At 61.8% G+C, this 23,482-nt stretch carries 24 protein-coding genes, 1 tRNA gene and 1 pseudogene; 14 read left to right on the top strand and 12 right to left on the bottom strand.

Annotation, left to right across the window (positions count from 1 at the left end; all coding sequences use genetic code 11):
* Positions 1-148: 148 nt before the first annotated feature.
* From rpoD to NKH83_RS15745, 3 genes are all read left to right on the top strand, one after another.
* On the top strand, positions 149-2,170 hold the full coding sequence (rpoD, locus tag NKH83_RS15755) for an RNA polymerase sigma factor RpoD (RefSeq protein ID WP_352805627.1): 2,022 nt from the start codon (positions 149-151) through the stop codon (positions 2,168-2,170).
* Positions 2,171-2,377: 207 nt separating this feature from the next.
* On the top strand, positions 2,378-2,671 hold the full coding sequence (locus NKH83_RS15750) for a GYD domain-containing protein (RefSeq protein ID WP_352450720.1): 294 nt from the start codon (positions 2,378-2,380) through the stop codon (positions 2,669-2,671).
* Between the two features lie 107 nt (positions 2,672-2,778).
* Positions 2,779-3,159 carry a thiol-disulfide oxidoreductase DCC family protein gene (locus NKH83_RS15745; protein ID WP_352477792.1) on the top strand — a complete coding sequence of 127 codons (381 nt, stop codon included), beginning with the start codon at positions 2,779-2,781 and terminating at the stop codon, positions 3,157-3,159.
* Positions 3,160-3,204: 45 nt separating this feature from the next.
* Here the strand turns inward: NKH83_RS15745 and NKH83_RS15740 are convergent, their stop codons facing one another.
* Positions 3,205-3,402 carry a hypothetical protein gene (locus tag NKH83_RS15740; protein ID WP_352477790.1) on the bottom strand — a complete coding sequence of 66 codons (198 nt, stop codon included), beginning with the start codon at positions 3,400-3,402 and terminating at the stop codon, positions 3,205-3,207.
* 174 nt (positions 3,403-3,576) lie between these two features.
* On the opposite strand from NKH83_RS15740, the gene NKH83_RS15735 reads away from it, so the two are divergent.
* Both NKH83_RS15735 and NKH83_RS15730 read left to right on the top strand, forming a co-directional pair.
* Positions 3,577-4,257: a PadR family transcriptional regulator gene (locus tag NKH83_RS15735; RefSeq protein ID WP_352477788.1), complete on the top strand. Its 681-nt coding sequence runs from the start codon at positions 3,577-3,579 to the stop codon at positions 4,255-4,257.
* A gap of 114 nt (positions 4,258-4,371) precedes the next feature.
* The gene (locus NKH83_RS15730; RefSeq protein WP_023678291.1) at positions 4,372-4,662 is read left to right on the top strand and encodes an HlyU family transcriptional regulator; all 291 of its coding nucleotides are present in this window, start codon (positions 4,372-4,374) and stop codon (positions 4,660-4,662) included.
* A gap of 5 nt (positions 4,663-4,667) precedes the next feature.
* Here NKH83_RS15730 and NKH83_RS15725 read toward each other — a convergent pair whose 3' ends face one another.
* The 3 genes and pseudogenes from NKH83_RS15725 to NKH83_RS15715 all read right to left on the bottom strand — a co-directional run bounded on the left by NKH83_RS15725 (position 4,668) and on the right by NKH83_RS15715 (position 5,699).
* On the bottom strand, positions 4,668-4,862 hold the full coding sequence (locus NKH83_RS15725; RefSeq protein ID WP_352477786.1) for a hypothetical protein: 195 nt from the start codon (positions 4,860-4,862) through the stop codon (positions 4,668-4,670).
* 4 nt (positions 4,863-4,866) lie between these two features.
* Positions 4,867-4,995 (bottom strand): annotated as a pseudogene (locus tag NKH83_RS15720) (hypothetical protein); the annotation flags it as partial.
* A gap of 59 nt (positions 4,996-5,054) precedes the next feature.
* Complete coding sequence (locus NKH83_RS15715) at positions 5,055-5,699, bottom strand: FMN-dependent NADH-azoreductase (RefSeq protein WP_254820355.1); 645 nt, start codon at positions 5,697-5,699, stop codon at positions 5,055-5,057.
* A gap of 110 nt (positions 5,700-5,809) precedes the next feature.
* Between NKH83_RS15715 and NKH83_RS15710 the strand changes: the two genes are divergently transcribed.
* A complete protein-coding gene (locus tag NKH83_RS15710) occupies positions 5,810-6,766 on the top strand; it encodes a LysR family transcriptional regulator (protein WP_352477784.1) in 957 nt (318 codons plus the stop codon).
* Here the strand turns inward: NKH83_RS15710 and NKH83_RS15705 are convergent.
* A complete protein-coding gene (locus NKH83_RS15705) occupies positions 6,699-7,325 on the bottom strand; it encodes a TetR/AcrR family transcriptional regulator (protein ID WP_352477782.1) in 627 nt (208 codons plus the stop codon). The two genes, NKH83_RS15710 and NKH83_RS15705, sit on opposite strands and share 68 nt — an antisense overlap.
* A 66-nt stretch (positions 7,326-7,391) precedes the next feature.
* On the opposite strand from NKH83_RS15705, the gene NKH83_RS15700 reads away from it, so the two are divergent.
* The gene (locus tag NKH83_RS15700; protein ID WP_352477780.1) at positions 7,392-7,814 is read left to right on the top strand and encodes a VOC family protein; all 423 of its coding nucleotides are present in this window, start codon (positions 7,392-7,394) and stop codon (positions 7,812-7,814) included.
* Positions 7,815-7,932: 118 nt separating this feature from the next.
* Positions 7,933-8,844 (top strand): arginase family protein, encoded by a 912-nt coding sequence (locus NKH83_RS15695; RefSeq protein WP_352477778.1) that lies wholly within the window; start codon positions 7,933-7,935, stop codon positions 8,842-8,844.
* Between the two features lie 118 nt (positions 8,845-8,962).
* Here NKH83_RS15695 and NKH83_RS15690 read toward each other — a convergent pair whose 3' ends face one another.
* Complete coding sequence (locus NKH83_RS15690; protein ID WP_254820361.1) at positions 8,963-9,910, bottom strand: S1C family serine protease; 948 nt, start codon at positions 9,908-9,910, stop codon at positions 8,963-8,965.
* 169 nt (positions 9,911-10,079) lie between these two features.
* Between NKH83_RS15690 and NKH83_RS15685 the strand changes: the two genes are divergently transcribed.
* The 3 genes from NKH83_RS15685 to NKH83_RS15675 all read left to right on the top strand — a co-directional run bounded on the left by NKH83_RS15685 (position 10,080) and on the right by NKH83_RS15675 (position 12,570).
* The gene (locus NKH83_RS15685) at positions 10,080-10,949 is read left to right on the top strand and encodes a S1C family serine protease (protein WP_352477775.1); all 870 of its coding nucleotides are present in this window, start codon (positions 10,080-10,082) and stop codon (positions 10,947-10,949) included.
* A 7-nt stretch (positions 10,950-10,956) separates the two neighbouring features.
* A complete protein-coding gene (locus NKH83_RS15680) occupies positions 10,957-11,589 on the top strand; it encodes a helix-turn-helix transcriptional regulator (RefSeq protein ID WP_254820363.1) in 633 nt (210 codons plus the stop codon).
* Between the two features lie 114 nt (positions 11,590-11,703).
* The gene (locus NKH83_RS15675) at positions 11,704-12,570 is read left to right on the top strand and encodes an SDR family oxidoreductase (protein ID WP_352477773.1); all 867 of its coding nucleotides are present in this window, start codon (positions 11,704-11,706) and stop codon (positions 12,568-12,570) included.
* 53 nt (positions 12,571-12,623) lie between these two features.
* On the opposite strand, the gene NKH83_RS15670 is transcribed toward NKH83_RS15675, so the two are convergent.
* Positions 12,624-13,139 carry a TIGR00645 family protein gene (locus NKH83_RS15670; RefSeq protein WP_254820365.1) on the bottom strand — a complete coding sequence of 172 codons (516 nt, stop codon included), beginning with the start codon at positions 13,137-13,139 and terminating at the stop codon, positions 12,624-12,626.
* A gap of 237 nt (positions 13,140-13,376) precedes the next feature.
* Positions 13,377-15,602, bottom strand: coding sequence for an OmpA family protein (locus NKH83_RS31645; protein ID WP_502895578.1), 2,226 nt, complete (start codon positions 15,600-15,602; stop codon positions 13,377-13,379).
* A 210-nt stretch (positions 15,603-15,812) separates the two neighbouring features.
* Between NKH83_RS31645 and NKH83_RS15655 the strand changes: the two genes are divergently transcribed.
* Positions 15,813-16,259, top strand: coding sequence for a YcgN family cysteine cluster protein (locus NKH83_RS15655; RefSeq protein WP_352478088.1), 447 nt, complete (start codon positions 15,813-15,815; stop codon positions 16,257-16,259).
* Between the two features lie 245 nt (positions 16,260-16,504).
* Positions 16,505-16,867, top strand: a complete 363-nt coding sequence (locus NKH83_RS15650; RefSeq protein ID WP_352477768.1) for a hypothetical protein — start codon at positions 16,505-16,507, stop codon at positions 16,865-16,867.
* 129 nt (positions 16,868-16,996) lie between these two features.
* Here NKH83_RS15650 and NKH83_RS15645 read toward each other — a convergent pair whose 3' ends face one another.
* On the bottom strand, positions 16,997-17,707 hold the full coding sequence (locus tag NKH83_RS15645; protein WP_352477767.1) for an SIMPL domain-containing protein: 711 nt from the start codon (positions 17,705-17,707) through the stop codon (positions 16,997-16,999).
* 180 nt (positions 17,708-17,887) lie between these two features.
* Between NKH83_RS15645 and NKH83_RS15640 the strand changes: the two genes are divergently transcribed.
* Positions 17,888-17,963, top strand: a tRNA-Ile gene (locus NKH83_RS15640).
* 21 nt (positions 17,964-17,984) lie between these two features.
* Here the strand turns inward: NKH83_RS15640 and NKH83_RS15635 are convergent.
* The 3 genes from NKH83_RS15635 to NKH83_RS15625 all read right to left on the bottom strand — a co-directional run bounded on the left by NKH83_RS15635 (position 17,985) and on the right by NKH83_RS15625 (position 22,943).
* Complete coding sequence (locus tag NKH83_RS15635; protein ID WP_352457555.1) at positions 17,985-19,202, bottom strand: tyrosine-type recombinase/integrase; 1,218 nt, start codon at positions 19,200-19,202, stop codon at positions 17,985-17,987.
* 668 nt (positions 19,203-19,870) lie between these two features.
* Positions 19,871-21,184: an HlyD family type I secretion periplasmic adaptor subunit gene (locus tag NKH83_RS15630; RefSeq protein ID WP_352548197.1), complete on the bottom strand. Its 1,314-nt coding sequence runs from the start codon at positions 21,182-21,184 to the stop codon at positions 19,871-19,873.
* The gene (locus tag NKH83_RS15625) at positions 21,159-22,943 is read right to left on the bottom strand and encodes a type I secretion system permease/ATPase (protein WP_352805609.1); all 1,785 of its coding nucleotides are present in this window, start codon (positions 22,941-22,943) and stop codon (positions 21,159-21,161) included. Before NKH83_RS15625 ends, NKH83_RS15630 begins: the two co-directional genes overlap by 26 nt.
* Positions 22,944-23,482: the final 539 nt, after the last annotated feature.

Genomic DNA, 23,482 nt, shown 5'->3' with positions numbered 1-23,482 from the left:
TTGCCACAGATATCAGGGTTAATCTGGACTTAACGAGAGATGCAGTTACTGGCCCGGTAAAGCGCGTTCTGGAAAGAGCGCATCCATTTTGACCGGACCGGCAGCTTACGCGGCTTTGATACTCAGCCGCTTGGAGAAAATAAAGACTATGGCGACAAAGGAAAAGGAAGAAGTCGAGACCGAACGCGAGGCCGCGACCGATGGCCCTCTGCTCGACCTTTCCGACGATGCTGTCAAGAAGATGATCAAGGCCGCCAAGAAGCGCGGCTATGTCACCATGGACGAGCTGAATTCGGTGCTGCCCTCGGAGGAAGTGACCTCCGAGCAGATCGAGGACACGATGGCCATGCTTTCCGACATGGGCATCAACGTGGTCGAGGACGACGAGCAGGGCGAGGAGCCCGAAGCCGCCGATACTGCCGCTGACGCCGAGGAAGACGCGAACGAACTCGCCGAGCAGACCGGCACCGCCGTCGCCGCCACCACGACCAAGAAAGAGCCGACCGACCGCACCGACGATCCGGTCCGCATGTATCTGCGCGAGATGGGCTCAGTCGAGCTTCTGTCGCGCGAGGGCGAAATCGCGATCGCCAAGCGCATCGAGGCCGGCCGCGAGACGATGATCGCGGGCCTGTGCGAAAGCCCGCTGACCTTCCAGGCCATCATCATCTGGCGTGACGAGCTCAACGAATCGAAGATCCTGCTGCGCGAGATCATCGACCTCGAGGCGACCTATGCCGGGCCGGAGGCCAAGCAGGCGCCGGTTGTCGAGCGTATCGAGGAAGCCAAGACCGAGGAAAAGTCGCGCCGTTCGCGCGAGGACGAGGACGACATCACCAACGTCGGCGGCGGCACCCGTGGCCTGGTGGACGATGACGAGGAAGACGATGACGAGGCGAGCCTGTCGCTTGCGGCGATGGAAGCCGAACTGCGCCCGCAGGTGATGGAGACGCTCGACGTCATTGCCGACACCTACAAGAAACTGCGCAAGCTGCAGGACCAGCAGGTCGAGAACCGGCTGGCTGCCGCCGGCACGCTGTCGCCCAGTCAGGACCGCCGGCTGAAGGAATTGAAGGACCAACTGATCAAGGCGGTGAAGTCGCTGTCCTTGAACACGGCGCGCATCGAGGCGCTGGTCGAGCAGCTCTACGACATCAACAAGCGCTTGGTGCAGAACGAAGGCAAGCTGCTCAGGCTGGCCGAAAGCTATGGTGTGCGCCGCGAGGAATTCCTCAAAGAATATCAGGGCTCGGAGCTCGATCCCAACTGGACTCGCTCGATCGGCAATTTGACTTCACGCGGCTGGAAGGAATTCACCAAGAACGAGAAGGACGCCATCCGCGACCTGCGCGCCGAGATCCAGAACCTCGCCACCGAGACGGCGATTTCGATCCAGGAATTCCGCAAGATCGTCAACCAGGTGCAGAAGGGCGAGCGCGAAGCCGCGATCGCCAAGAAGGAAATGGTCGAGGCCAATCTGCGCCTCGTCATTTCCATCGCCAAGAAATACACCAATCGCGGCCTGCAGTTCCTCGATCTGATCCAGGAGGGCAATATCGGCCTGATGAAGGCGGTCGACAAATTCGAATACCGCCGCGGCTACAAGTTCTCGACCTACGCGACGTGGTGGATCCGGCAGGCGATCACCCGTTCTATCGCCGACCAGGCGCGCACCATCCGCATTCCGGTGCACATGATCGAAACGATCAACAAAATCGTGCGCACCTCGCGCCAGATGCTGCATGAGATCGGCCGTGAGCCGACGCCGGAAGAGCTGGCGGAAAAGCTCGCCATGCCGCTGGAAAAAGTGCGCAAGGTGCTGAAGATCGCCAAGGAGCCGATCTCGCTCGAAACGCCGGTCGGCGACGAGGAGGATTCGCATCTCGGCGACTTCATCGAGGACAAGATGGCGATCCTGCCGATTGACGCGGCGATCCAGGCCAATTTGCGCGAGACGACGACGCGTGTATTGGCCTCGCTGACGCCGCGCGAAGAGCGCGTGCTCAGAATGCGCTTCGGCATCGGCATGAACACCGACCACACGCTTGAAGAGGTCGGCCAGCAATTCTCGGTCACCCGCGAGCGCATCCGCCAGATCGAAGCCAAGGCGCTGCGCAAGCTCAAACACCCGAGCCGGTCGCGCAAGCTGCGGAGCTTCCTCGACAGCTGAGGCCGGGTGACGGAGAAGCAGTTTCAAGGGCGCCGGTGGCGCCCTTTTCCGTTTGGGCACAGGCGATCACGATTGAACGCGCCGCTCTTGCGGGTCGTGCACTACGAGAGGATAATTCCGCGACGGACGCATTCTCTGGGCGACAAACCCGGATGCCCGCCCCGGCGGTTGGACGCCGCGCTCCGTGGCACCGGAGGGAGGTGTGCCATGACAACTTACATCGTGCTGATCAACTGGACGGAGCAAGGCGCCAAAAACGTGCGCGAATCGCCGAAGCGGCTCGATGCCGCCAAGAAGCTGCTGGGCGACATGGGCGGGTCCTTCAAGGCATTTTATCTCACCATGGGGGATTGCGACATGGTGGCCGTGCTCGAAGCGCCCGACGATGCCGTCCTGGCTCGTTTCTCGCTGATGCTGGCGACGGCCGGAAACGTCAGGACGCGGACACTCAAGGCTTTCCCGGAGGATGCCTATCGCGAGATCATCACCTCGCTCGGGTAAGTTGCGCTCCAGGCCTAGCCGGCCATTTCGCGGCTGTCGTGTTGCGTTGCGGCGCAATGGCGTTTGCCGGATAGTCGGTGCGCGCCCCTCTGGTGCCGTTTCGAAACATGAGCAAGCCTCTGCTGACCGTCTGGTATAATACGCGCTGTCCGGTCTGTGATGCCGGCATCAGCCGGCAGAAACGGCGGCTGATCGAGGCGGTCAAGGCCGGTCGGATCGAATTTCGCGACATCAATACCGAACCGACGGCGTTGGCCCGCTACGGCATAGGGCTGGAGGATATCCGGCGTCGGCTGCATGCGACCGACGCCGGTGGCAAATTGCTGGTCGGCGCCGATGTTGCAGTTGCGGTGTGGCTGATAACGCCGGGCGAGGGCTGGTTGGCGACGCTGTTCGGCAATCCCGCCGCACTGCCGTTGACGCGCTATGCCTATGATCGTTTCGCCGATCTGCTCTATGCCTGGAACCGGCGCAAAGGCCGCTGGTAACAGGTATCCATTCCTCCCGCACCGAGCGTTTCGCATGCCCCGCTATCAAGCCGCGGGGTCGCGAAGCCAGCCGACGATGCGGCGCACCGCAGGCAGCACCAGCAGCAGCGTCGGAGGCAGCTTTCTGCGCGAGGTTTTCACATTCGTCTGGGATTTCGCCGAAGCATCCGGTTCGTCACCTTTGCATCCATTCGCCGGTCTTCGGCGTAACTGCCCGGAACGGGGGTGGATGCGTTGCTTCACGTTAGACGCCTGGGGAGTGGCCTTCGGCCCCTCGCGCGCTTCCTAACCGCCCTTGCCGGCGAAAACCAATCCTGCTGGCGCTTATCTTCAGATACATCGTAAGATATATCTTGACTCCGCCGCTGTGAATACGTAGTTGAGATATATCTTAAGACATAACTCAAGGAGCAAACAATGCACAAAGACAGTCATTTCGGGGGTGATCGTTTTGGCGAACACGCCGAGCGCGTTTTCATGCATATGGCCGGCAAGTTCGGCGGACGCGGCGGCGGCTTCGGCCCGTTCGGGCATGGCACGAGAGGCGGACGCGGCGGGCCGGGCGACATGTTCCGCGCCGGGCGCATGCTGGCCGACGGCGACCTCAAGCTGATCACGCTGTCGCTTCTGGCCGAGGCGCCGCGGCACGGCTACGACATCATCAAGGCGCTGGAGGAGCGCACCAGCGGCTTCTACAGCCCGAGCCCCGGCGTGGTCTACCCGACGCTGACCTTCCTGGAAGAGGCCGGCTACGCCGTTTCTGCGGCGGACGGCAACAAGAAGGTGTTTTCAATCACCGAGGCTGGGCAGGCGCACCTCAACGAAAATCGCGAGATGATCGACCACGTGCTCGAACATCTCGAGCGCTTCGGCCGCAAGATGGCAAAGGCGCGCGACTGGTTCGGCTGGAACGATGACGGCGACGGTGGCCGGCGCGGCCGCGGCCGCTCGGAAAAGCGCGACAAGTTTCGCGCCGTGCGCCACCGGCTGCGCGCCGCGCTCGGCGAAATCGTCGATGCGCCTGAAGCAAAGCAGGCCGAGGCAATCAGCATATTGGAAGCTGCCGCAGAGGCCTTGGAAGCGTTGTCGCGCGACTGACCTCTGAGTGCCAAGCCAGTTGCGGCCCTTGCCCGCTCGGCCAAGGACCGGTACTGAAAATCATCCTGCACCGCGCTATGTGGTGCAGGATGATTGCCGTTGGAGGATACCCCCATGTCTTTTCTGAAGCGTCTTTTCGGCGGAGGCAACGAAGCCGCCGAGCCAAAGACAGCGGCGCCGGCAAAGCAGATCGAGCACAAGGGCTTTTTGATCAGCGCCACGCCCTACAAGGCGGAGGGCCAGTACCAGACCTGCGGCGTGGTTTCGAAGGAGATCGACGGCGTGATGAAGGAGCACAAATTCATCCGCGCCGACCGCTTTGCCGGGCTTGACGACGCTGTCGACATCTCGATCAAAAAGGGCATCCAACTGGTCGACGAGCAAGGCGAAAAGATCTTCGGGTAGATCGGCTACGACAGCCTTGGGTCGATTGGCCCGCTTTCCAACGCCAGCACGGCGAAGACACACTCGTGAACCCGTAGCGGCTGCTTGGCGACAAATCGCGTTAGCGCTTCGTGGCCAAGCGCGAACTCTCTGAGCGCCAAGGCTGCGCTTGCCGGCCAGGCCGCGTTCTCGGAGGCGCACGAGATTGTTGGGCGCGTCATATTCGGGACCATAGATGATGCGCAAATATTCCGGGCCGCGGACCTTCAGCGCCGGCTGGATGAGCCCCTTCTTGCCACGGCTGACGAATAACCAATGGCAGTTGTGTGGCCCACCACAATAGGTTGTCGCCAACGACAACAAGGGCAGGCGCCGGGCGCCTGCTCTTGTACAATTCAGACGATGCTGACGCTTTACGCCGCGGTGGCGACGCGCTCGGCATTACCGGTCGCGGCCACAATGGCGTCGACCTTGGCCGAGGCCTTGGCCAGCGCTGCTGCCACCGCATCGGCGCCCATCCCGACTCCTTCGATGCGGATGACCTCGACATCGTTCATGCCGAGAAAGCCGAGTACGCTGCGCAGGTAGGGAATGGCGTGATCGAACTGCACGGCCGCACCTTCGGAATAGATGCCGCCCGAAGCCAGCACGATATAGACCTTCTTGCCGGTGACGAGGCCCTTGGGGCCGTTCTCGCCATAGGCAAAGCTCTTGCCGGAACGGGCAATGTGATCGACCCAGGACTTCAGCGTCGAGGAGATGTTGAAGTTGATGAAGCCGGTGGCGAGAATGACGGTGTCGGCCGCAAACAGCTCGTCCAGCACCGTGTCGGAAACGCCGACGACCTCAGCCTGGCGCTGGCTGCGTGCTTCGACCGGCATATATATGCCGGTCGAATAGTCGGGGTCGATATGCGGCAGCGGGTTGGCTACGAGGTCGCGGGCGACAAGCCTGGCCGAGGGATTGGCGGCAAGCAGCTTCTCGGCGAGTTCGGTGGCGATGCGGGTCGAGTGCGAGGCGGCGCCGCGTGGGCTGGATGTGACAAGAAGGATCGACATGATGGGTCTCCGGGGTTGGACTTAAAATCTCCCGGCAAATATGTGTGCGCAGACCCATTTGAAAAACTGGTATATTTTGTATATGATCCATCTAAATTGTGGATTGAACGATGCAACCGAACCCGACGCTTGACCAACTGCAGATACTGGTTGCGGTGGCCGAGACCGGCAGCTTCTCGGCCGCCGGGCGCAAATTGAATCGCGCGCAATCGGTGATCAGCTACGCTATCGCCAACCTCGAAGCGCAGCTCGGGCTGAAGCTGTTCGAGCGCGAGGGCACGCGTGAACCGCAACTGACCGATGTCGGCAAGGCGACGCTGGAAGATGCGCGACGCATGGTCGGCGTGCTGCAACGCATCCGCTCGCGTGTCGACGGATACCGGCAGGGATTGGAGGCTGAAGTTACGCTGTCGGTCGACGTGACACTACCGTCGCCGGTGCTGGTTCGGGTGCTAAAGGCATTCGAGGCGCAGTTCCCGGCAGTGACGCTGCGTCTGCATATCGGCTCGCTTGGCCTGATCCTCGATCATGTTGTCGGCGGACAGGCCGATCTCGGCATCGGGGGGCTTCTGGGTGAGACGGACGTGAATCTGCTTCGCATCGGCTTCATCTCCCTGGTGCCAGCTGCAGCGCCTGAACACCCGCTGGCGCTGCTGCCGAGACCAGTGGCGCTAGAGGATGTCCGCGAACACATCCAACTGGTCGTCTCGGACCAATCCGAGCGTACGCGCGGGCGTGACTATGGCGTCTTCGCCTACCGCACGTGGCGGCTGACGGATGTGCGCACCAAGCACGTGCTGATGCGCGAGGGGCTGGGCTGGGGCGGGCTGCCGCGATGGCTGATTGCCGATGATCTGGCGAACGGCCGGCTCGTCGAACTCGATCTCGAGCCTTACAGCGAAGTCCGCTCGCCGCTCTATGCCATGCATCGCGCCGATCGCAGCCCGAAACCGGCGGCCGCCTGGCTGATCGACCAGTTCAAGCGCCAGCTCGGCTGTTTCAACGAGTTCGAGCCGGGTGAGATGCCTGCGAAGGAGCCGGAGACAGGCCGTCGATCAGCGCCATGAGAACGGCGCGATAGTCCTCGATCGAGGCTCCAGCTTCAATGGCGAGCGCTGCGCGGTCGAAGGCAGCGGCGAGCAAAGCGGTCAGTGCTTCCACAGGCAATCTCTTCATGGAGTGCGACCGCATCGCGGCGATAAGGCCCTCGCGCAGCGAACGGTTGCCATGGCGATTGTCGATCGCATCCATGGCGGCGCGGCCGAGCACGGCCGGGCCATCAAGCAGCAAGAGTCGAGTTCGGCCGGGGGCACGCATGGCAGCCAGATAGGCATCCGAGCCGGCAATCAGTGCATCGCGGGCAAATAGCGAAGGCGGCGACGCCCGTTCGATCTCTTCCGAGACGGCTTGCGCCTCCTGTTCGACCACAGCGGCAAACAGCGCCTGCTTGTCGGTAAAGTGATGATAGAGCGCGCCGCGCGTGACCCCGGCAGCGGCGACGATCTCGGGTGTGCTGGTCTCGGCATACGATTTTTCGGTGAACAGTTTTCGCGCCGCGGCGATGAGCTCGGCGCGTGTCGCCTCGGTGCGATCGCGGTTGGAGCGGCGAGCGGATCCCTGTTGCATACATGCAGCCTGTATGTTAGTTCAATTTAGATGCAGACTGTATGTTATTCGCCGGGAGAAGGAAAGATGAGGACGACGAGCTATTATCCGGTGCTGATGACGAGCGACGTTGCCGGCACGGCAGCCTTCTATGTTGCGCATTTCGGCTTCAAGCCGCTGTTTGAGGCCGACTGGTACGTGCATCTGCGCTCAGCCGAAGACCGCCGCGTCAACCTCGGCATCGTCCAGGGCGATCATGAGACGATCCCGGAGGAAGGGCGGGGCCGCACGTCTGGCCTGCTGATCAACTTCGAGGTCAGGGATCCGGATGCCGTCTATGAGCGGATCACCGCCGCCGGGCTACCGATCCTGCGAACGCTGTGCGACGAACCCTTCGGCCAGCGCCACTTTATCACCAGGGATCCCAACGGCGTGCTGATCGACGTCATCAAGCCGATCCCGCCGAGCCCGGAATTCCTAGCGCAATATGCCGATGGCGCGGCGGGCTGAGCGAGACAGCGGCCGCTGGCAGGAACTGTCCGCAGACGCGAGGTGAGGGCTTTAGCCGCGTGGCCGGTCACGCCTTTGCGGTTTATGCTTAGGGGTTAATCAACCCTGGGCCTTCTCCATGCGTGAAATCTGCCTTGTCCGCGCACCCTCCAACCTTGGCCTCCGCCCGCTCCGGCCGGGGCATATTCCGGGGACCTGGCGCGCGCCGCAGGCGCTTACCGAAGCCGGCTTGGTCGAGATGCTTTCGCCCGCCAAAGTGGTTGATCTTGATCGGCCCGCCTATAGCACCGAGCCACAGCCGGGCACCCGGCTGCGCAACGGCAACGCCATACGCAGCTTCAATCTCGCACTCGCCGAAATCGTTGCCGGCGCGCTGGGACGAGGCGAGTTCCCGCTGGTCGTGGGCGGCGACTGCGCTGTCCTGCTTGGCGCGCTGGCCGCAGCACGGCGATCTGGTCCGGTTGCGCTGGTCCATGTTGATGGCCACAGCGATTTCCGCCATCCGGGCAATTACGACGTCAACGCCTCACTCGGCTCGGCCGCCGGCATGGACCTTGCGCTCGCAACCGGACGTGGTGAGCCGTTGCTGACCGACTGGCCCGGCATCGCAAGACCGCTTGTCGCGGACGAACAGGTGATACAGATCGGCGAACGCGAGAACCGCAACGCCAACTTCGCCTGGCCGGACATCCATTCGACCGCGATGACGTTGATCGACGTCTTTGCCGTGCGCGAGCTTGGCGCGGCGAAGGTCCTGGACAAGACCTGGAGCACGTTGGCGCGAACCGGCTGGCCCCACTGGGTGCATTTTGACGTCGATGCGCTCGATCAGACAGTAATGCCGGCAGTGGATTCACCGGGCAGCCCCGGCATCGATCCTGACGATCTCGTCGACATTCTCACGGCGCTGGTGGCGGATCCGCGCTGCACCGGAATGGATATGACCATTTTCGATCCGGATCTCGATCCGACCGGCGAACTGGCCGCGCTGCTGGTTTCGCTGCTTGGCCGGATCTATGCGCCGCGATAGAGCCTGCCCATCCCGATAGGTTCGGGATGGGCTCTATCTTGTTTGACCATGATGTTGTCCGAAAAACCGGTTCCCACTTTGCTGCGCTGACCTTCGGTTCGGGATCAAGGTCGAGCACTCAGCTTCGCGCCACTGGCATTACCGTGACCTGAGTAATGCCGGAGCGGCGCACCACCGTGCACAGCGTCTCGTGGCCGATGCGCTCGGCGTCGAGCATGCGCACCAGATCGTCGACACCGGTGACCGGGCGGCCGTCGATGGCGGCAATGATGTCGCCTTCCCTGAGGCCGGCCTTGTCCGCCGGGCTGTTCTTTTCGACGGTGCGCAGGCGCACCGCCGTGCGGCTCGATACTTGCGACAAAAGAGCTGCGCGGCGCGGCAGGTTGGTGGTGTCGGCTGAAACGCCAATGAAGGCACGGCGCACGCGGCCGAAGCGGATGATTTCCGAGATGACGAAATTGGCCGTGTTGGAGGCAACCGCGAAGGCGATGCCTTGCGCACCATGGATCATCGCGGTGTTAACGCCGATCACCTCGCCGGCCGACGACACCAGTGGTCCGCCGGAATTGCCGGGATTGAGCGCGGCGTCGGTCTGGATGACGTCGTCGATCAGCCGGCCGGTGGAGGCACGCATCGAACGGCCGAGTGCCGAGACGACGCCAGTGGTGACGGTCCATTCGAAGCCGAGCGGGTTGCCGATGGCAATTGCAATCTGGCCGCGCCTCAAACGCTTGGAATCGCCAAGCGGCGCAACGTCGGCAAAGTCACCGTCGGCGCGCACCAGCGCAATGTCAGTGTCGGGATCGCGGCCGAGCACGCGGCCTTCCCTGGAGGCGCCGTCCGGCATAGATACGCGCACGCTGCGCGCATCGCCGACGACGTGGAAGTTGGTGACGACCAGCCCGTCCGGCGCGATGACGAAGCCGGAGCCATGGCCGCCCGGGCCACCGATGCGTTCGATGCGGCAGACGGCGGGCCCGATGCGGTCGACGGCATCGGCGACCGTCGCCGAATAAGCATCGAGAAGGGCATCGTCATATTGCAATTGCTGAGCAGGCAGGGCCACCTGAGAACTCCGTTTGGAACAAGATGAACAATGCCTATATGTGCGGAGCGGCCGGACCGGCCGCGACCTGACCAGATGGCCAGTCAAATGCTCAACTAGCCGTCAGGCGAGTATCCGCCAACACCCTGCCGGGCGATATCTGGGTCACGAAGAACCCAGGAGACAAATCATGAGCGATTTCAATCTGAGCACGTTATCCGACGCCATTGCCGACATCGCGGCAGCTGCGGCACCCGCGACGGCCAGCTTCGCGACGCACCACCGGACGTCAACTGCTTTCCACTGGCGGGACGGCTATTTCGTCACTGCCGAGGAGGCGGTCGAGGCCGGCGAGGAGATCGAGCTGACGTTTTCTTCGGGCCAAGCCGTCAAGGCCGAACTGGTCGGCCGCGACCCGTCCACCGGCACGGCCGTTTTGAAACCGGCCGGCGCGCCGAGCGCCCCGTCACTGGTAAAGGCGGAGGCGGTGCGGCCGGGCAATCTGGCAATCATCGCGGGCAATAGTGACGGTACGTCACTCGCCACCTTCGGCACGGTCGGCGAGGTCGGTCCGGCCTGGCGCTCGATGCGGGGCGGCACGATCGACCGGCGCATCAACCTTGCCGTCAATGCCGGCGGCCGTTTCGAGGGCGGCCCTGTGCTCGACGCCAAGGGCGGACTGATCGGCATGCTGCTGTTCGGGCCACGCCGGCGGGCACTGGTCATGCCTTACGAAACGATCGAACGGGCAGTCACGACGCTGCGCGAGAAGGGTCATGTGGCGCGCGGCTATCTTGGCGCCGGCCTGCATCCGGTCCGCAATGGTGATACGCAGGGCGCCATGGTGATGAGCCTGGACGATAACGGCCCGGCGAAAGCAGCCGGTCTCAGCCTCGGCGACATTATCGTGTCGTGGAACGCAGAGGCGGTGCATGGCCCGCGCGAGCTGATCCACAAGCTCGGGCCAGACAGTGCCGGTGCCTTGGTGACACTCGGCGTGGTGCGCGGCGGCGAGAATCGTGAGGTTTCCCTGACCATCGGTGAAAAGCCACTGAGCTGAGGGATAGATGGTAAGCGGTGAGGTCGCTGGCAGACGGCTGACGGTGCTGATCGCGCTCGCTGACGCCGAGCGCGCACGAAGTCTGTCCGCGGCTCTCGCCGCGACCGATGATCTGCGGCCGGTTCTGGCGGGCGACGTCGACGGGCGCGGGGCGGCGGATGTCGCCATCGTCGATGACCATGGAGTACAAGGCGGTCTCTTCGACGCGGCTATGCCTCGCGTGCTGCTATTATCGCGAGCGGCCCGTGAACGGCCGGCCGATACAGTGTTTGCCGTGCTGCCGGTGCAAGCGGACGAGCTGCTGATCGCCGCCGCCGCGCGGCTGGCGGCGGCGGGCTACCGGATTTCGCGCGACAGCCATGCTCTATCCGATCGGCACGATTTTACCTTCCATGACAGCGACCGGTTCGATGAGGAACCGACTGATGGGCACATCGCCCGGCCAACACTTTCGCCGCGCGAAAGCGAGGTGCTGGCGCTGCTGGCCGAGGGCGCGCCCAACAAGGTTATCGCGCGACGGCTGGACATCTCCGTGCACACGGCGAAGTTCCACGTCGCGGCTATCCTGACCAAGCTCGGTGCCGCCAACCGCACCGATGCGATCGCCATCGCCATGCGGCAGGGCTTAGTGCTGGTCTAGCTCGAATTGTCTCAAGGCCTACGCAGCGTAACCCGCATGCGGTGGCTTGGGCCTTGCGCGGCGGTTCTCAGCCGCGCAAGGATCGTGTCTTTCATGTTGCAAGGAGACGCAACGATGTCGCTCAAGGGAAAGACACTATTTATCTCCGGCGGGTCGCGCGGCATCGGGCTGGCGATTGCGTTGCGCGCGGCGCGCGACGGCGCCAACGTGACGATCGCGGCCAAGACCGCCGAGCCGCATCCGAAGCTGCCGGGGACGATCTACACGGCGGCGCGAGAGATCGAGCGGGCCGGCGGCAAGGGGCTGCCAGCGCTGTGCGACATCCGTGAGGAAGCGCAGGTCGCCGAAGCCGTCGCCAAAACCGTGGAGAGGTTCGGCGGCATCGATATTTGTATCAACAACGCCAGCGCCATCCAACTCACCGGCACGCTGGAGACCGACATGAAACGTTACGACCTGATGCACCAGATCAATACGCGCGGCACTTTTCTCGTCTCCAAAATGTGCATTCCATACTTAAGGTTGGCGGAAAATCCTCACATTTTGAACCTGGCACCGCCGCTCGACATGAAGGCCAAATGGTTCAAGAACCATGTCGCCTATACGATGGCGAAGTTCGGCATGTCGATGTGCACGCTGGGCATGAGCGCCGAGTTCGCCAGGGACGGCATCGCGGTCAATTCGCTATGGCCGATCTCTACCATCGACACGGCGGCGGTGCGCAACCTGCTGGGCGGAGCGACGGTGGCAGCGATGAGCCGTTCGCCCGACATCATGGCCGATGCGGCATACGCCATCCTGGTCAGGCCGTCGCGTGAGGCGACCGGCAATTTCTACATCGACGAAGAAGTGCTGCGCGCCGAGGGCGTCAGCGATTTCTCGGCCTATGCGCCGGGCGCGACAGGCCCGCTCGCCGGCGACTTTTTTGTGCCGGACGAGGTGTTCGGCCGGACTGATACCAAAATCAAAGCTATCTACTGACGGAAGCATCTACCTACAGAAGTATCCCTCAAAAGACCGGCACAGACGCGTGCTCACTCCCCGGCTTTCTTGGCTTTGCCCAGGCCCATCAGCCGGTCGATATAAGCAAGCATGAATGCCGAGGCGACGAAGGCCAGATGAATGATGGTCAGCCACATCAGCTGGTCGGTCGTGTAGGAGACCGAGTTCAGGAACACCTGCAAGAGGTGGATCGAGGAGATCGCTACGATTGTCGAGGCGACCTTGACCTTCAGCGAGCCGACATCGATCGTGCCCAGCCAATGCACCTTGCCGTCATTTTCATCGAAGCGGCTGACGAAGTTTTCGTAGCCCGAGATGATCACCATCACCACCAGTGAGGCGACCAGCGCGGCATCGATGAGGCCGAGCATTTTCAGGATGGTGTCGGTGTCATCGAGCGTGAAGGCGACGGGAACGAACTCGAACAGCTTCTTGCCGAAGGACACGGCATAGATGGCAAGTGCCGCGCCCAGTCCGAGATAGAAGGCGACCAGCAGCCAGCGCGAGGCGAGAATGATCGATTCGATGGCAAGTTCGATGCGCTTCATGTGACGGTTCCGGGCTTCTTTGCGGAGCGCCGTATTTCGGGCAGGCTGCGGCGGTTTGCAAGGTCCTAAAAAAACGAAACCCCGCCGGGAGGGGACCGGCGGGGCTCGCGTGTCCCGCTGGAGTCTGGACAGGGCAGGGAACGCCCTGTCCAGAATTTGGGATTGGTAGCCGCGCGTTTCAAGATTGATGACCGCGCGACTCAATGGTTGATCAAATCGCGCGGTTCACATTGCGGTTTATTGGGCGCTGGCCACCGGCGCCACTAGGGGGGTAATCCGGCGGATGGCGACGCGCCGGTTCTCGCGATTGGGTCCCGACGTGTTTACCTTGAGATACTCCTCGCCATAACCCTGCGTCGTCAGGTTCTCCGGCGGGATGCCAAAGGCGTTGGTCAAGGCTTCGGCGACCGCCTCGGCGCGGCGGTCGGACAGAGCGAGGTTCGCTTCCGGCGTGCCGACTGCATCGGTATGGCCTTCGATCAGGAAGGTCTCGGCCGGGTTTTTCTTCAGCAGCTTCTCCATGGCGTTGGCAACACCCTCCAGCTTCTGGACCTCGGTGTCGGAAATCGAAGCCGAACCGAACTCGAAGTTGAGCGTATCGAGGTCGATCCGGCGGGCGATGTCACGCACGCGGGCCGAGCGCTTGACCTCGTCGACCGAATAGAGGCGCTGGACCCTCTCCACCGGCGGCCGTTCGAGGAAGGTGTAATAGTCGTCCGGATCCTCGACCTCTTCGGAATCCAGAATGTACTCCTCTTGCGGAATGGCAAGGCGCATCGGCGGCAGGTCGTCGCCCGGGTCGCGCCAGTCTGCATCATCGTCATAGTAGCGCTCGTCGACATAGCTCAGCACATATTCGCGCCCGTCAGGCGCGATGCGTGAACGCTGGATGACGTCGCCGTAGCGGTTGCGGATAGTGACGATCCGGACACCATTGTCACGCTCGACGATTTCCCGGGTGCGATCGCCCGACAGGTCCTCATAATAGACATTCCTGGCGCCGCGGTGCATGCGCGGGGCATCGCTGCTTTCCACGAAGGTCTGGTTGTTGAACTGCAGGATGACGCGGTCGCCGAATTCCCTGACGACGTTGGCGCCCTGCGGGCGCGGACGGCGGCGAACATCCTCGATGTCGGGCGCACGCTCGACGCGCTTGCCTTTTTCCTCGGTCACCGGAACGATCTTTTCAGGCTTGATCTCCTGCTGGGCTGCCTTGTCGTCGGTAGGTGGCGGTCCCTCCTCGATCGGAGCAGGCTTCGGGGCTTCCACCTGGTTCTCGCCCTGCTGGGCTGGCTGGTTGCCCTGCTGCTTACCGGCATTTTGGCCGCGCTCCTTGCCGGCCTTGCGCTTGCGCAAGACATCCTTCTGGCTGTCCAGTATGGGCGCCTCGTTCGGGTTGGCGGCGGCTTCGCCCTGAGCAGGGAGCCCACCCTCGGCGGGTGCTGCCTGTTCGCCCGTCGTCGTGGGCTGCTCACCGGTTGCGGGCTGCTGTTCGCCGGTCACCGGCTCTTCCACAACGGGCTTCTTGCCACGCTTTTTCGCCTGGTTCTCGGGCTGTTCGCCTTGAGCAGGAGCCGCTTGCTTCTCGGTTGGAAGTGGCTCGGCCTGTGGGAGAGGCTCACCGGCGGGGCGTTCCTTCTTGCGCGGCGCCTGTTCGGCCGGTGCCGCCTCGATCTGCTGGTCTTGCTTGTTCTTCCTCTTGCGCGGATTGACTTGCTCGTTGTTGTCGTTCGCGGGTGCAGCCTGCTCGGCCGGCTGTTCGGCAGGCGCGGCCTCCTGCTGTTGCTGGTCGCGCTTCTTTCCCCGCGGCTTGAGCTGCTGCTGATCGTCGTTCGCGGGCGCAACCTGCCTGGCGGGTTGTTCAGCAGGTGCAGCTTCCTGCTGCTGGTCGCGCTTCTTCCTGCGCGGTTTGAGTTGCTGCTGATCGTCGTTCGCAGGCGCGGCCTGCTGGTCAGCCGGAGCGGCTTCGATCTGCTGCTGGTCGCGCTTCTTCCTGCGCGGTTTGAGTTGCTGCTGATCGTCGTTCGCAGGTGCGGCCTGCTGGTCAGCCGGAGCGGCTTCGATCTGCTGCTGCCTCTTCTTCCTTCGTTGATTTCCTTGCTGCTCTTCGCCGGAAGGCGCGAGCTGTTCGGCAGGCGCGGATTCACTCTGTTTTTGCTGCTCGCGCTTGTTCCTGCGCGGCTTCTGCTCGGGCTCGCCCGATTGTTCGGCGGGCGCCGCTTCGGATTGTTTTTGCCGGTCGCGCCTCTTGCCGGGCTTCTGTTCCGGCTCCGACTTTCCGCCTTGAGCGCAAGCTTCGGCCGATTCGCCCTCGGCACAATTCGACTGCGCCGGGATAAACATTGCGCTGTTCCGGGCGGGGCCGAATGCAGCATTGCCTTGCAGCGGGAACGCGCCTAACGGCGCGGACGCCATCAACAGGCCAAGCGCCGTGCCTGCCAGAATCCGTGGTTGGCGTTTCATCATAAACACTCCTTGTGGCGTCCCATCCGTGCCCAAACTTTCAGCAATCATGTTTGGTTCCTGTTTGTAGGTCTTAGCGGTGGTACAGGGCGATTGACCGGCGTTTTGAAGGCGACTTCGTGTCATTCGTATGTTCCTGGCGTATCGTTCGGACGAGGCGCAAGGGTTGCCGTGCTTGACCTTGAGGCGTCCGAGGGCCACATGCCGACAATGGACAAGCCGTTCTGGAAGACCAAGACGCTCGAGGCGATGACCCCGGCCGAGTGGGAATCACTCTGCGACGGCTGCGGCAAATGCTGCCTGTCCAAACTCGAAGACGAGGACACCGGAGAAATCTACTGGACCAGCGTCGGCTGCCGGCTGTTCGACGCTGGAAGCTGCCGCTGTTCCGACTATGCCAACCGGCTGGCGCGTGTTCCGGATTGTGTCGGGCTGACGCCGCAGAATGTGCGCACCATCAGCTGGCTGCCCAAGACTTGCGCTTACCGGCTGGTCGCCGAGGGCCGCGATCTCTATTGGTGGCACAGGCTGGTGTCTGGAAGCGACGAGACCGTGCACGAGGCGGGCATCTCGATGCGCGGCCGAGTCAGCGCCAGCGAGACCGACCTTGCCGAGCCGGACGACTATTTCGACCATATTCTCGCAAAGGAGCCATAGGATTTTATCGCAAAATCGAGAATCCGGAACCGACGGCAAAATGGACGTTGTCCATCCACCATGCTATCCACCCTATGTAGCACCGCCGTCTATAGCACCGCCTTCAGAAGCGAGAGACTATTCCGGTTCTGCCTCATGAACTGGAGATGAACGGCCGGTTCGCAAAAAATTCAGACAGACGGGTGCATTCTCCTCCCATCGGTTCGACGAAAACGAGTTGAAACCCTCAACAAGGAGAGAAGACAATGTTCAATACCATCAAGACGGTTGCTCTTTCGGCTCTTGTCGGCCTTGGCACGCTTGCTGCCATCCCCGCTCATGCAGACAGCATCTATCTCGGCTTCGGCAACAACCAGGATCCGCGCGTCGGCGTCTATACCGGCGACGAAGATGATGGTTATTACTATCGCGAACACCGCCGTCATGGCGGCTGGCGCCGGTCCTGTTCGCCGGAGCGTGCCATCGACAAGGCCGAACGCATGGGCCTGCACCGCGCCCGCATCATCGACATCAACCGCCGCACGGTCAAGGTCGCCGGCCGCCAGTATGGCGACCGTGTCGTGATCGTATTCGCCAACGAGCGCGGCTGTCCGATTATCTATCGCTAAGGTCTTCGGGCCTGCGGCCGGTTGACTTGCAGCCGGTAGCGTAGCGGAGCCCTTTCCGCCAGGACGGAAAGCGCGGCTCAAAAACCCCGGAGGATCGATCCTCCGGGGTTTTCACGCTGCAAGCGATGATCATTTCAATTCGAAAGTCACCGTCACCTGTGCGGTATAGGAATTCTCGCCGGCTTGCACCGGGACCGACGCGCCAGCGGCATCGAATGCCTTGGCGTTGATCGGCATCGGCGGTGGTGCGAAATTCTGGTCGGTGATTTCCAGGACCCGGCCGATGCCGGCGCCGGCTGCTTCGGCCAGCGTCTTGGCCTTGGCCATGGCATTGGCGACCGCCTTCTTGCGTGCCTCGGTGACGGCTGCCGCCGGATCGTCGTTGGAGAAGGAGATGCCGCCGCCCTGGTTGACGCCGAGCGACACCGCCTTGTCGAGAATGTCGCCGGTCTTGTCGATGTCGCGGATGCGCACCGACAGCGTGTTGGTCACCTGATAGGCGACAAGCTCGGCCTCCTGGCTGCCGTCGGGCTTGTTGGTGTAGTTATAGCGCGGGTTGATCTGGATGCCCGCGGTCTGCAGGTCGCGCTCCTTGATGCCGGATGATTTCATTGCAGCGATCACCGCGGCCATGGCGTCGTTATTGGCATCGAGCGCTGCACGTGCCGTCTTGGCTTCGCGCATGACGCTGAGCGTCAGCAGAGCCAGATCGGGTGCTATCGCCGCCTCGCCTTCACCGGTGACGACGATACGCGGCGGCGGTGGTGAATCGGCGGCGGCCGCGATCGCCGGAAATGCGACTGCGGCGGCGATCGCCAGGGGCAAAATACGTCTGGTCATAAAATCTCCTCGATCTGGGATCCCAAGGCCGCCGAGTAGGCCGCGTCCAATGGGCGACGTGCAATAGGTTATCAATATGGGCTGATTTGGGCGATCTCTGCCAGCCCCTTGGAACGCCTGCTCGGAAAGCCGTTGGAAAGCCTTGTGCGGTTCAGGGAAAAACACTAATCCAGCGCCGTGGGGCCTGTAGCTCAATGGTTAGAGCCGGCGGCTCATAACCGCTTGGTTGGGGGTTCGAGTCCCTCCGGGCCCACCATTGGCTTTTGTGGCCGTTGATTTAATTGGATTTTTTGGCCATTTTTGTCCCACCTCTTTCAACCCCCTCAGAAAGTGGGACAATTTTGTTCTCTTTTCGATCGATAACCAGCAGGTATTTCGCCGCTCTCGCTACCTTCCGGCGACGCGCTTTCTTGATGTAGTGGTCGGGCTGCTGGTACGTAGTCCACCCATATATCGCCTTCAGCTGCTCGTGCGTCGCGCCGTTCTCAGCGGCGATCGTCGCGCCGGCCTTGCGAATTCCATGAGCACTGCAGTGCGGCAGCTCAGCTTGATCACACCACTGGCGCATCTTGTTGCCCAGACCGTTCTCCGAGAACGGGCGACCATACTCATTGACCAGGAAGGTCATCTGGTCGGAGGGCGTGTGCTCAAGTTCCGCCTCTAGTTCGGGCAGAAGCGGGAGCTCCACCAACACCGCATCCTTGTTACGACTGGTCTTCCCAGGCTTAATTCTGATCCACTTCTCCCACTGCTCGGTCTCCTCGTTGTAGACGAGCGTGATGTGCTGTCGACCGAAGATCGCGACGTCGGACAACCGCAGGCCAGTAAACATGAAGATCGAGAGCGCACGTCTGGCTGCGGTACCCAGCGGATGCCGCTTCTCATATTGAACGATCTCCGACACGTCCCATGGGTGCCAGCCGTCGCCGCTCTTTAGCCGTCTGATGCCGCGGGCGGGATTGGAGTCGACGCCCGGAATCTCTGTGTCCTTTGCCCACTCAAACATCGCGCTGATGGCTTTTACGATATTGTTTGCCGCGCCAAGGGCGTCGAGCCTGGTGTCCCTGATCTCCTTAACATGAGACCGTTTCATACCGGCGAATGGCAGAGATCCCTTGGTGGGATACTGAGGATCCGGGTCACCTTCGAGGGGATGAGGTAATTCGCATACGCGCTCCAGAATTGCTCGTCGGCGCGCCATAGTGTCTTGGGTGATTTCCGTGCCGCCCCGACGGTAATACTCCTGGCAAAGCCACAGCAACGTGCCTTTCTTCGCTGGCTCGGAAGGCTTGGGGAGGCGCCGGCAAATCTCGGGAAGAGTGCCGGGCCGAACATAAGTGACCTCGGCGCGCGCGCACCGCAGTTCCTCGAGGAACTCGTCGCTGCCGGTCGGTTCACGGAGCCGGACCTTCTTCCGACCCGGTGCGCGAAAATAGTACCGATCATTGCCGTGGCGATCAGTGTCCTTCACTACGCCCTTAAGATCGATTTTCACGGGCTCATCCGTCATGTTCGTGGTTTTCGATCCCAAGGATTGTCTAGTGGCGGCGAATCTTCGTCAAGCTTTGGTGCTCCTCCGATTTGGCGGTGAGGGAGCTTTCGAAAGGCCAATACAAGTTCCTCGACGTCCCAAACAATGCGCCCCTTGCTCGGCATTCGTGGCTGGGGCATCCGGCCGTCCTGGACCATTTCATCAAAGGTCGTTGAGCTTACGCCGATGAACGTCGCAGCCTGCTCGCGATTGATTCCTACCGGCGGGAGCGAGGGCGGCAAGACGCTCGGGGTGCGTAGCATCGGTTTAGCGCGTTGAAAGCGCGTTGTTGACGCCTGCCTGTCTTCCTATGTACCTGTCCGAATATTGCAGACGCTCAATCATGTCCTGGCCCTGTGCTTGCAGGCTCACCCTAGGTCTCCAGACCTCAGGATCGCTCAAGACACCGGACTCTTTTCCAGCCTTTGTGTACGATGATGGGTATCTTAATGCGCTCGAGGCCAAGAACTGAATGGTCGGCGACTTGGAAGGGCAAAATGACCGTGGAACCACGAATCTGAGTCAGAGGCGGAATCCAACTGAGGAAAGTATGGCTGTGTTCAGACGGTTATGACTCTCATGCATGCGTAACAACCAACAAGAATACCAACAAAATGTTTCTGTGGTTACTTTCATTCCTCATGGAATGCGCGACTGATTTGGTCCGACAGCGGCTTCACAAAATAAGAAAGCGCCGTACGCTCGCCCGTCTGGATCATCGCTTCGGCCGGCATGCCGGGCACGAGCGTCAGGTCCTTGAGCTTCGTCAGTTCCGCATGCGGAACCGACAGACGCACCAGGTAATACGAAACGCCGTTTTTTTCGTCCGTCGCCAGATCGGCTGCGATCCGGCTGACATATCCGTTCAATACCGGCGTGGTCCTCAGATTGAAGGCTGACATCCGCAGCACGGCCTTGTGACCAAGCTGGATTTGGTCGATGTCCTTCGGGGTGATTCGTGCTTCAAGCGCAAGATCGTCGCCTTCCGGCACGATTAGCATAATCGGATCGGCGGGCGTGATCACTCCTCCGACCGTATGAACTGCGAGTTGTTGAATGGCGCCTGACTGCGGCGCGACAATATCGATCCGTCGCAGTTCCTGTTCAGCCGCCACCTTGCGCTCAACATACTCCCCAACCTGCGCCTGAACCTCTCTGAGCTCCTGGCCGACTTCCGTCTTGAAATCCGGATCGATCTGCAGGATCTGCAGGCGCGTTTCGGCTATGCGGGCTGCCGTCTGTGCCTGATGTGCAATCTTCTCACCGCGTTCGCCGCCGAAAGTGGCAACCTGCGTCTTCAGACTGTTCAAGCGTTGGTCCGAGACAATGCCTTGGTCGCGCAGCCCACTCAGGGCAGCAATTTCCTTTTGGAGGATCTCGGTGCTTTTCTCACAAGCGATTGCCTGCGCCTTGAGCCCCTCGATCTCGTGCTCATATTGAGTGATGCGTTCCGCTAGCTGCGCCTGCCTTCCGTCGCGGGATTGTCTGCGGAATTCGAACAGCCGCGTCTCGCCATGTACTGCCGAAGCTACGTCCGGAACATCTCTGCGGGCGAGCAGCCAGTCCGGGAAGGCGATCTCCGCCAGATCGTCACGCTCAGCTTCGAGTCGTGCCAGGTTGGCGGCCAGCTCATCGAGCCGCTTGGTGACTACAGCGAGAGTGGCGCGCGTCTGGGTGGCGTCGAGCCGCATGAGGATGTCGCCGGCTTTTACTTTATCACCTTCGCTCACCAGGATTTCTCCCACCACCCCGCCGGTCGGGTGCTGCACCTTCTTCACATAGGAATCGACGACAAAGTGTCCGGACGCGACAACCGCGCCGGAGAGATTCGTGAAGGCCGCCCAGGCTCCGGCTCCTCCCACAAAGATCACGCTCGCCAGCAGGCCCGCCACCAGGTGCCGGCGAATGGACCTGGAAACGTCATTGTTCTGATGAATGCCGGACACCGGGATCCTCCATGTCAGCGCGCTCGTTATCCTGTGTAGACTCGATGGCCTTGACCCCAGCGCCTGATGCCATCGCTGCCCCCTTAAGGACTTTGGAAAGCGCCTCATCACGCGCACCGAATGCTCGCTGCCGTCCACCTTCCATCACCAACACCAAATCCACGGCGCGGATGGCGCTCGGCCGATGGGCAACGACAACCGCAATGCCCTTGCGCTCGCGCACGGAGGCGATCGCCTTGACAACCGCAGCCTCGCCTTCCGCATCGAGATTGGCATTGGGTTCATCCAGCACAACAAGGAAAGGGTCTCGATAAAGAGCACGGGCAAGACCGATACGCTGGCGCTGCCCGGCGGAAAGTGCCGATCCGGCCTCACCAATCGGAGTTTCGTAGCCGTGCTCAAATCGGAGGATCAGTTCGTGCGTGCCCGCTGCTTTCGCCGCGGTGACAATAGCCTCAGGGTCAGGATTATCTTCAAAACGAGCGATGTTTTCGGCAATGGTGCCGTCGAATAGTTCAACACCTTGCGGCAAATAGCCGATATGACGGCCTAGCGCTTCCCGGTCCCATTGATCGAGGCTTGCGCTGTCGATGCGAACCTTTCCGGCGACCGGCGCCCATGCGCCGACGATGGCGCGCGAGAGTGTCGACTTGCCCGAACCCGATGCACCGATGATCCCGAGTGCGCTTCCCGCCTGAACGGCAAACGCAAGGCCGGTCACGGTCGGCTTCCTTTCGCCGGGCGGAACGATTGTCACGCCTTCGAGGCGGAGTTCGCGTTCAGGTGCAGGCATTGGCATAACAGGAGCGGTTTCAGGAACCTTTCCCAAGAGGTCCTCCAGCCGCGCCCAACCCTGGCGCGCCATGAGGAAGGGTTTCCAGCTTGAAATGGCCAGATCGACCGGAGCCAGCGCACGCCCCATCGTGATCGAACTGGCAATCATGACCCCGGCCGTAGTCTCCTGCCTGATGACAAGGTACGCGCCGACGGCAAGAATGGCCGATTGCAGCAGCACGCGCAGCGACTTTGAAATGCCACCCAGCCCACCTGCCACGTCCCCGACTTTCCGGTTGGCGGCCAGATACTTGGCATTGGCCTTGTGCCATCGGGCAGCGATCCGCTTTGCGAGACCGAGAGCTTGCACGACCTCGGCATTGCGGCGCGCTGCTTCCAGTAGACCATTGCGTACCATGTTGTGGTCAATGGTATCGCGTATCGGCCCTTGCGAGAGAGTGTTGGTAAGGAGTGTCAGAGATGTGAGACCGATCGCCCCGATAAGTGCCGTCATGCCGATCCAGAAATGAAAGAGGAAGCAAATGCCAAGATAAAGCAGCATCCATGGCAGATCGAAGAACGCTGTCGGGCCGTTTCCACCTAAGAATCCGCGAACATTGTCGAGATCGCGTAGCGGCTGCAAGCCGTCGCCCGGCATGCGCGTTAAAAGCGGAAGGCGAACGATCGCATCGTGAACGCGTCCGGAAAACTGTTCATCGAAACGCTCGCCAATCCGCAGCAGCACGCGCGCGCGCAAAATGTCGAGCAGGCACTGGAACGCATAAAGCCCTGTAGCAAGCACGACGAGCCCCACTAGCGTCGATACGCTGCCACTTGCCAGAACGCGGTCGTAGACCTGAAGCATGAACAGCGGCGAGATCAGCGCAAGCACGTTCACCACGCCGCTGATCAACAGAATTCCCCAAAAAGCGGAACTCAGAGGGAAAGGTCTCAAAGCTGAATCCTTCAAGGAATGGTTACTCACGTAGGTCTCCGTGAGGATCTGGCGACCCAGCTCCCCATATTGCTCCCCGAGCGGCGACCGACTGCATCCGCTCGCTGCTTCAGGATCAGTGCTCCCGCCGAATATGTTTGGTTTGGCATCTAATGGAGCGGGTCAACAACAACACCGTCCGGCTGAAGGTTTGGAAGGGCAACGTCATCGTGGCCGGCCGCAAGGGCCCGAACAGGCTTCCGCCTCCACGCCTTCAGGGAGATTTCGGTGTACGACCAGCGCGACGTGCAGGGCTTCGTCAAGCTGTACACGCTGCGACTGCTCCCGGGCGCCCCGGCCCATCGCACGTAGCGGAAACGGAAAGCGCCCGCCCCCGGGGGGCGGGGCGCTGTTCCGTATGGGTTTTCTGGATCAAACGAAGGTGAAGTCCGACGCGGTCAGGCCTAGGTCGGCCACGGTGACCACACCGCCCAGGTGGACGAATTCATGCGCGCTGTTGTCGGCGGTGACATAGGCCAGAGTTGCGACTCTGTCGGTGTAGCTGCTTTGGTAGACAATGATGTCGCCGG

This window comes from Mesorhizobium sp. M0909 (genome assembly GCF_040319515.1).
Taxonomy (GTDB): domain Bacteria; phylum Pseudomonadota; class Alphaproteobacteria; order Rhizobiales; family Rhizobiaceae; genus Mesorhizobium.
Note: the sequence above shows the minus strand (reverse complement) of the source record. Positions and strands in the feature narration are given on the sequence as shown.

Coding starts and splice junctions, on each gene's coding strand:
- NKH83_RS15730 (WP_023678291.1), top strand. CDS start 4,372: ATGTCTTTTCTGAAGCGTCTTTTCGGCGGAGGCAACGAAGCCGCCGAG.
- NKH83_RS15650 (WP_352477768.1), top strand. CDS start 16,505: ATGTTCAATACCATCAAGACGGTTGCTCTTTCGGCTCTTGTCGGCCTT.
- NKH83_RS15725 (WP_352477786.1), bottom strand. CDS start 4,862: ATGACGCGCCCAACAATCTCGTGCGCCTCCGAGAACGCGGCCTGGCCG.
- rpoD (WP_352805627.1), top strand. CDS start 149: ATGGCGACAAAGGAAAAGGAAGAAGTCGAGACCGAACGCGAGGCCGCG.
- NKH83_RS15675 (WP_352477773.1), top strand. CDS start 11,704: ATGTCGCTCAAGGGAAAGACACTATTTATCTCCGGCGGGTCGCGCGGC.
- NKH83_RS15655 (WP_352478088.1), top strand. CDS start 15,813: ATGGACAAGCCGTTCTGGAAGACCAAGACGCTCGAGGCGATGACCCCG.
- NKH83_RS15685 (WP_352477775.1), top strand. CDS start 10,080: ATGAGCGATTTCAATCTGAGCACGTTATCCGACGCCATTGCCGACATC.
- NKH83_RS15735 (WP_352477788.1), top strand. CDS start 3,577: ATGCACAAAGACAGTCATTTCGGGGGTGATCGTTTTGGCGAACACGCC.
- NKH83_RS15645 (WP_352477767.1), bottom strand. CDS start 17,707: ATGACCAGACGTATTTTGCCCCTGGCGATCGCCGCCGCAGTCGCATTT.
- NKH83_RS15695 (WP_352477778.1), top strand. CDS start 7,933: ATGCGTGAAATCTGCCTTGTCCGCGCACCCTCCAACCTTGGCCTCCGC.
- NKH83_RS15700 (WP_352477780.1), top strand. CDS start 7,392: ATGAGGACGACGAGCTATTATCCGGTGCTGATGACGAGCGACGTTGCC.
- NKH83_RS15705 (WP_352477782.1), bottom strand. CDS start 7,325: ATGCAACAGGGATCCGCTCGCCGCTCCAACCGCGATCGCACCGAGGCG.
- NKH83_RS15680 (WP_254820363.1), top strand. CDS start 10,957: ATGGTAAGCGGTGAGGTCGCTGGCAGACGGCTGACGGTGCTGATCGCG.
- NKH83_RS15750 (WP_352450720.1), top strand. CDS start 2,378: ATGACAACTTACATCGTGCTGATCAACTGGACGGAGCAAGGCGCCAAA.
- NKH83_RS31645 (WP_502895578.1), bottom strand. CDS start 15,602: ATGAAACGCCAACCACGGATTCTGGCAGGCACGGCGCTTGGCCTGTTG.
- NKH83_RS15710 (WP_352477784.1), top strand. CDS start 5,810: ATGCAACCGAACCCGACGCTTGACCAACTGCAGATACTGGTTGCGGTG.
- NKH83_RS15715 (WP_254820355.1), bottom strand. CDS start 5,699: ATGTCGATCCTTCTTGTCACATCCAGCCCACGCGGCGCCGCCTCGCAC.
- NKH83_RS15670 (WP_254820365.1), bottom strand. CDS start 13,139: ATGAAGCGCATCGAACTTGCCATCGAATCGATCATTCTCGCCTCGCGC.
- NKH83_RS15745 (WP_352477792.1), top strand. CDS start 2,779: ATGAGCAAGCCTCTGCTGACCGTCTGGTATAATACGCGCTGTCCGGTC.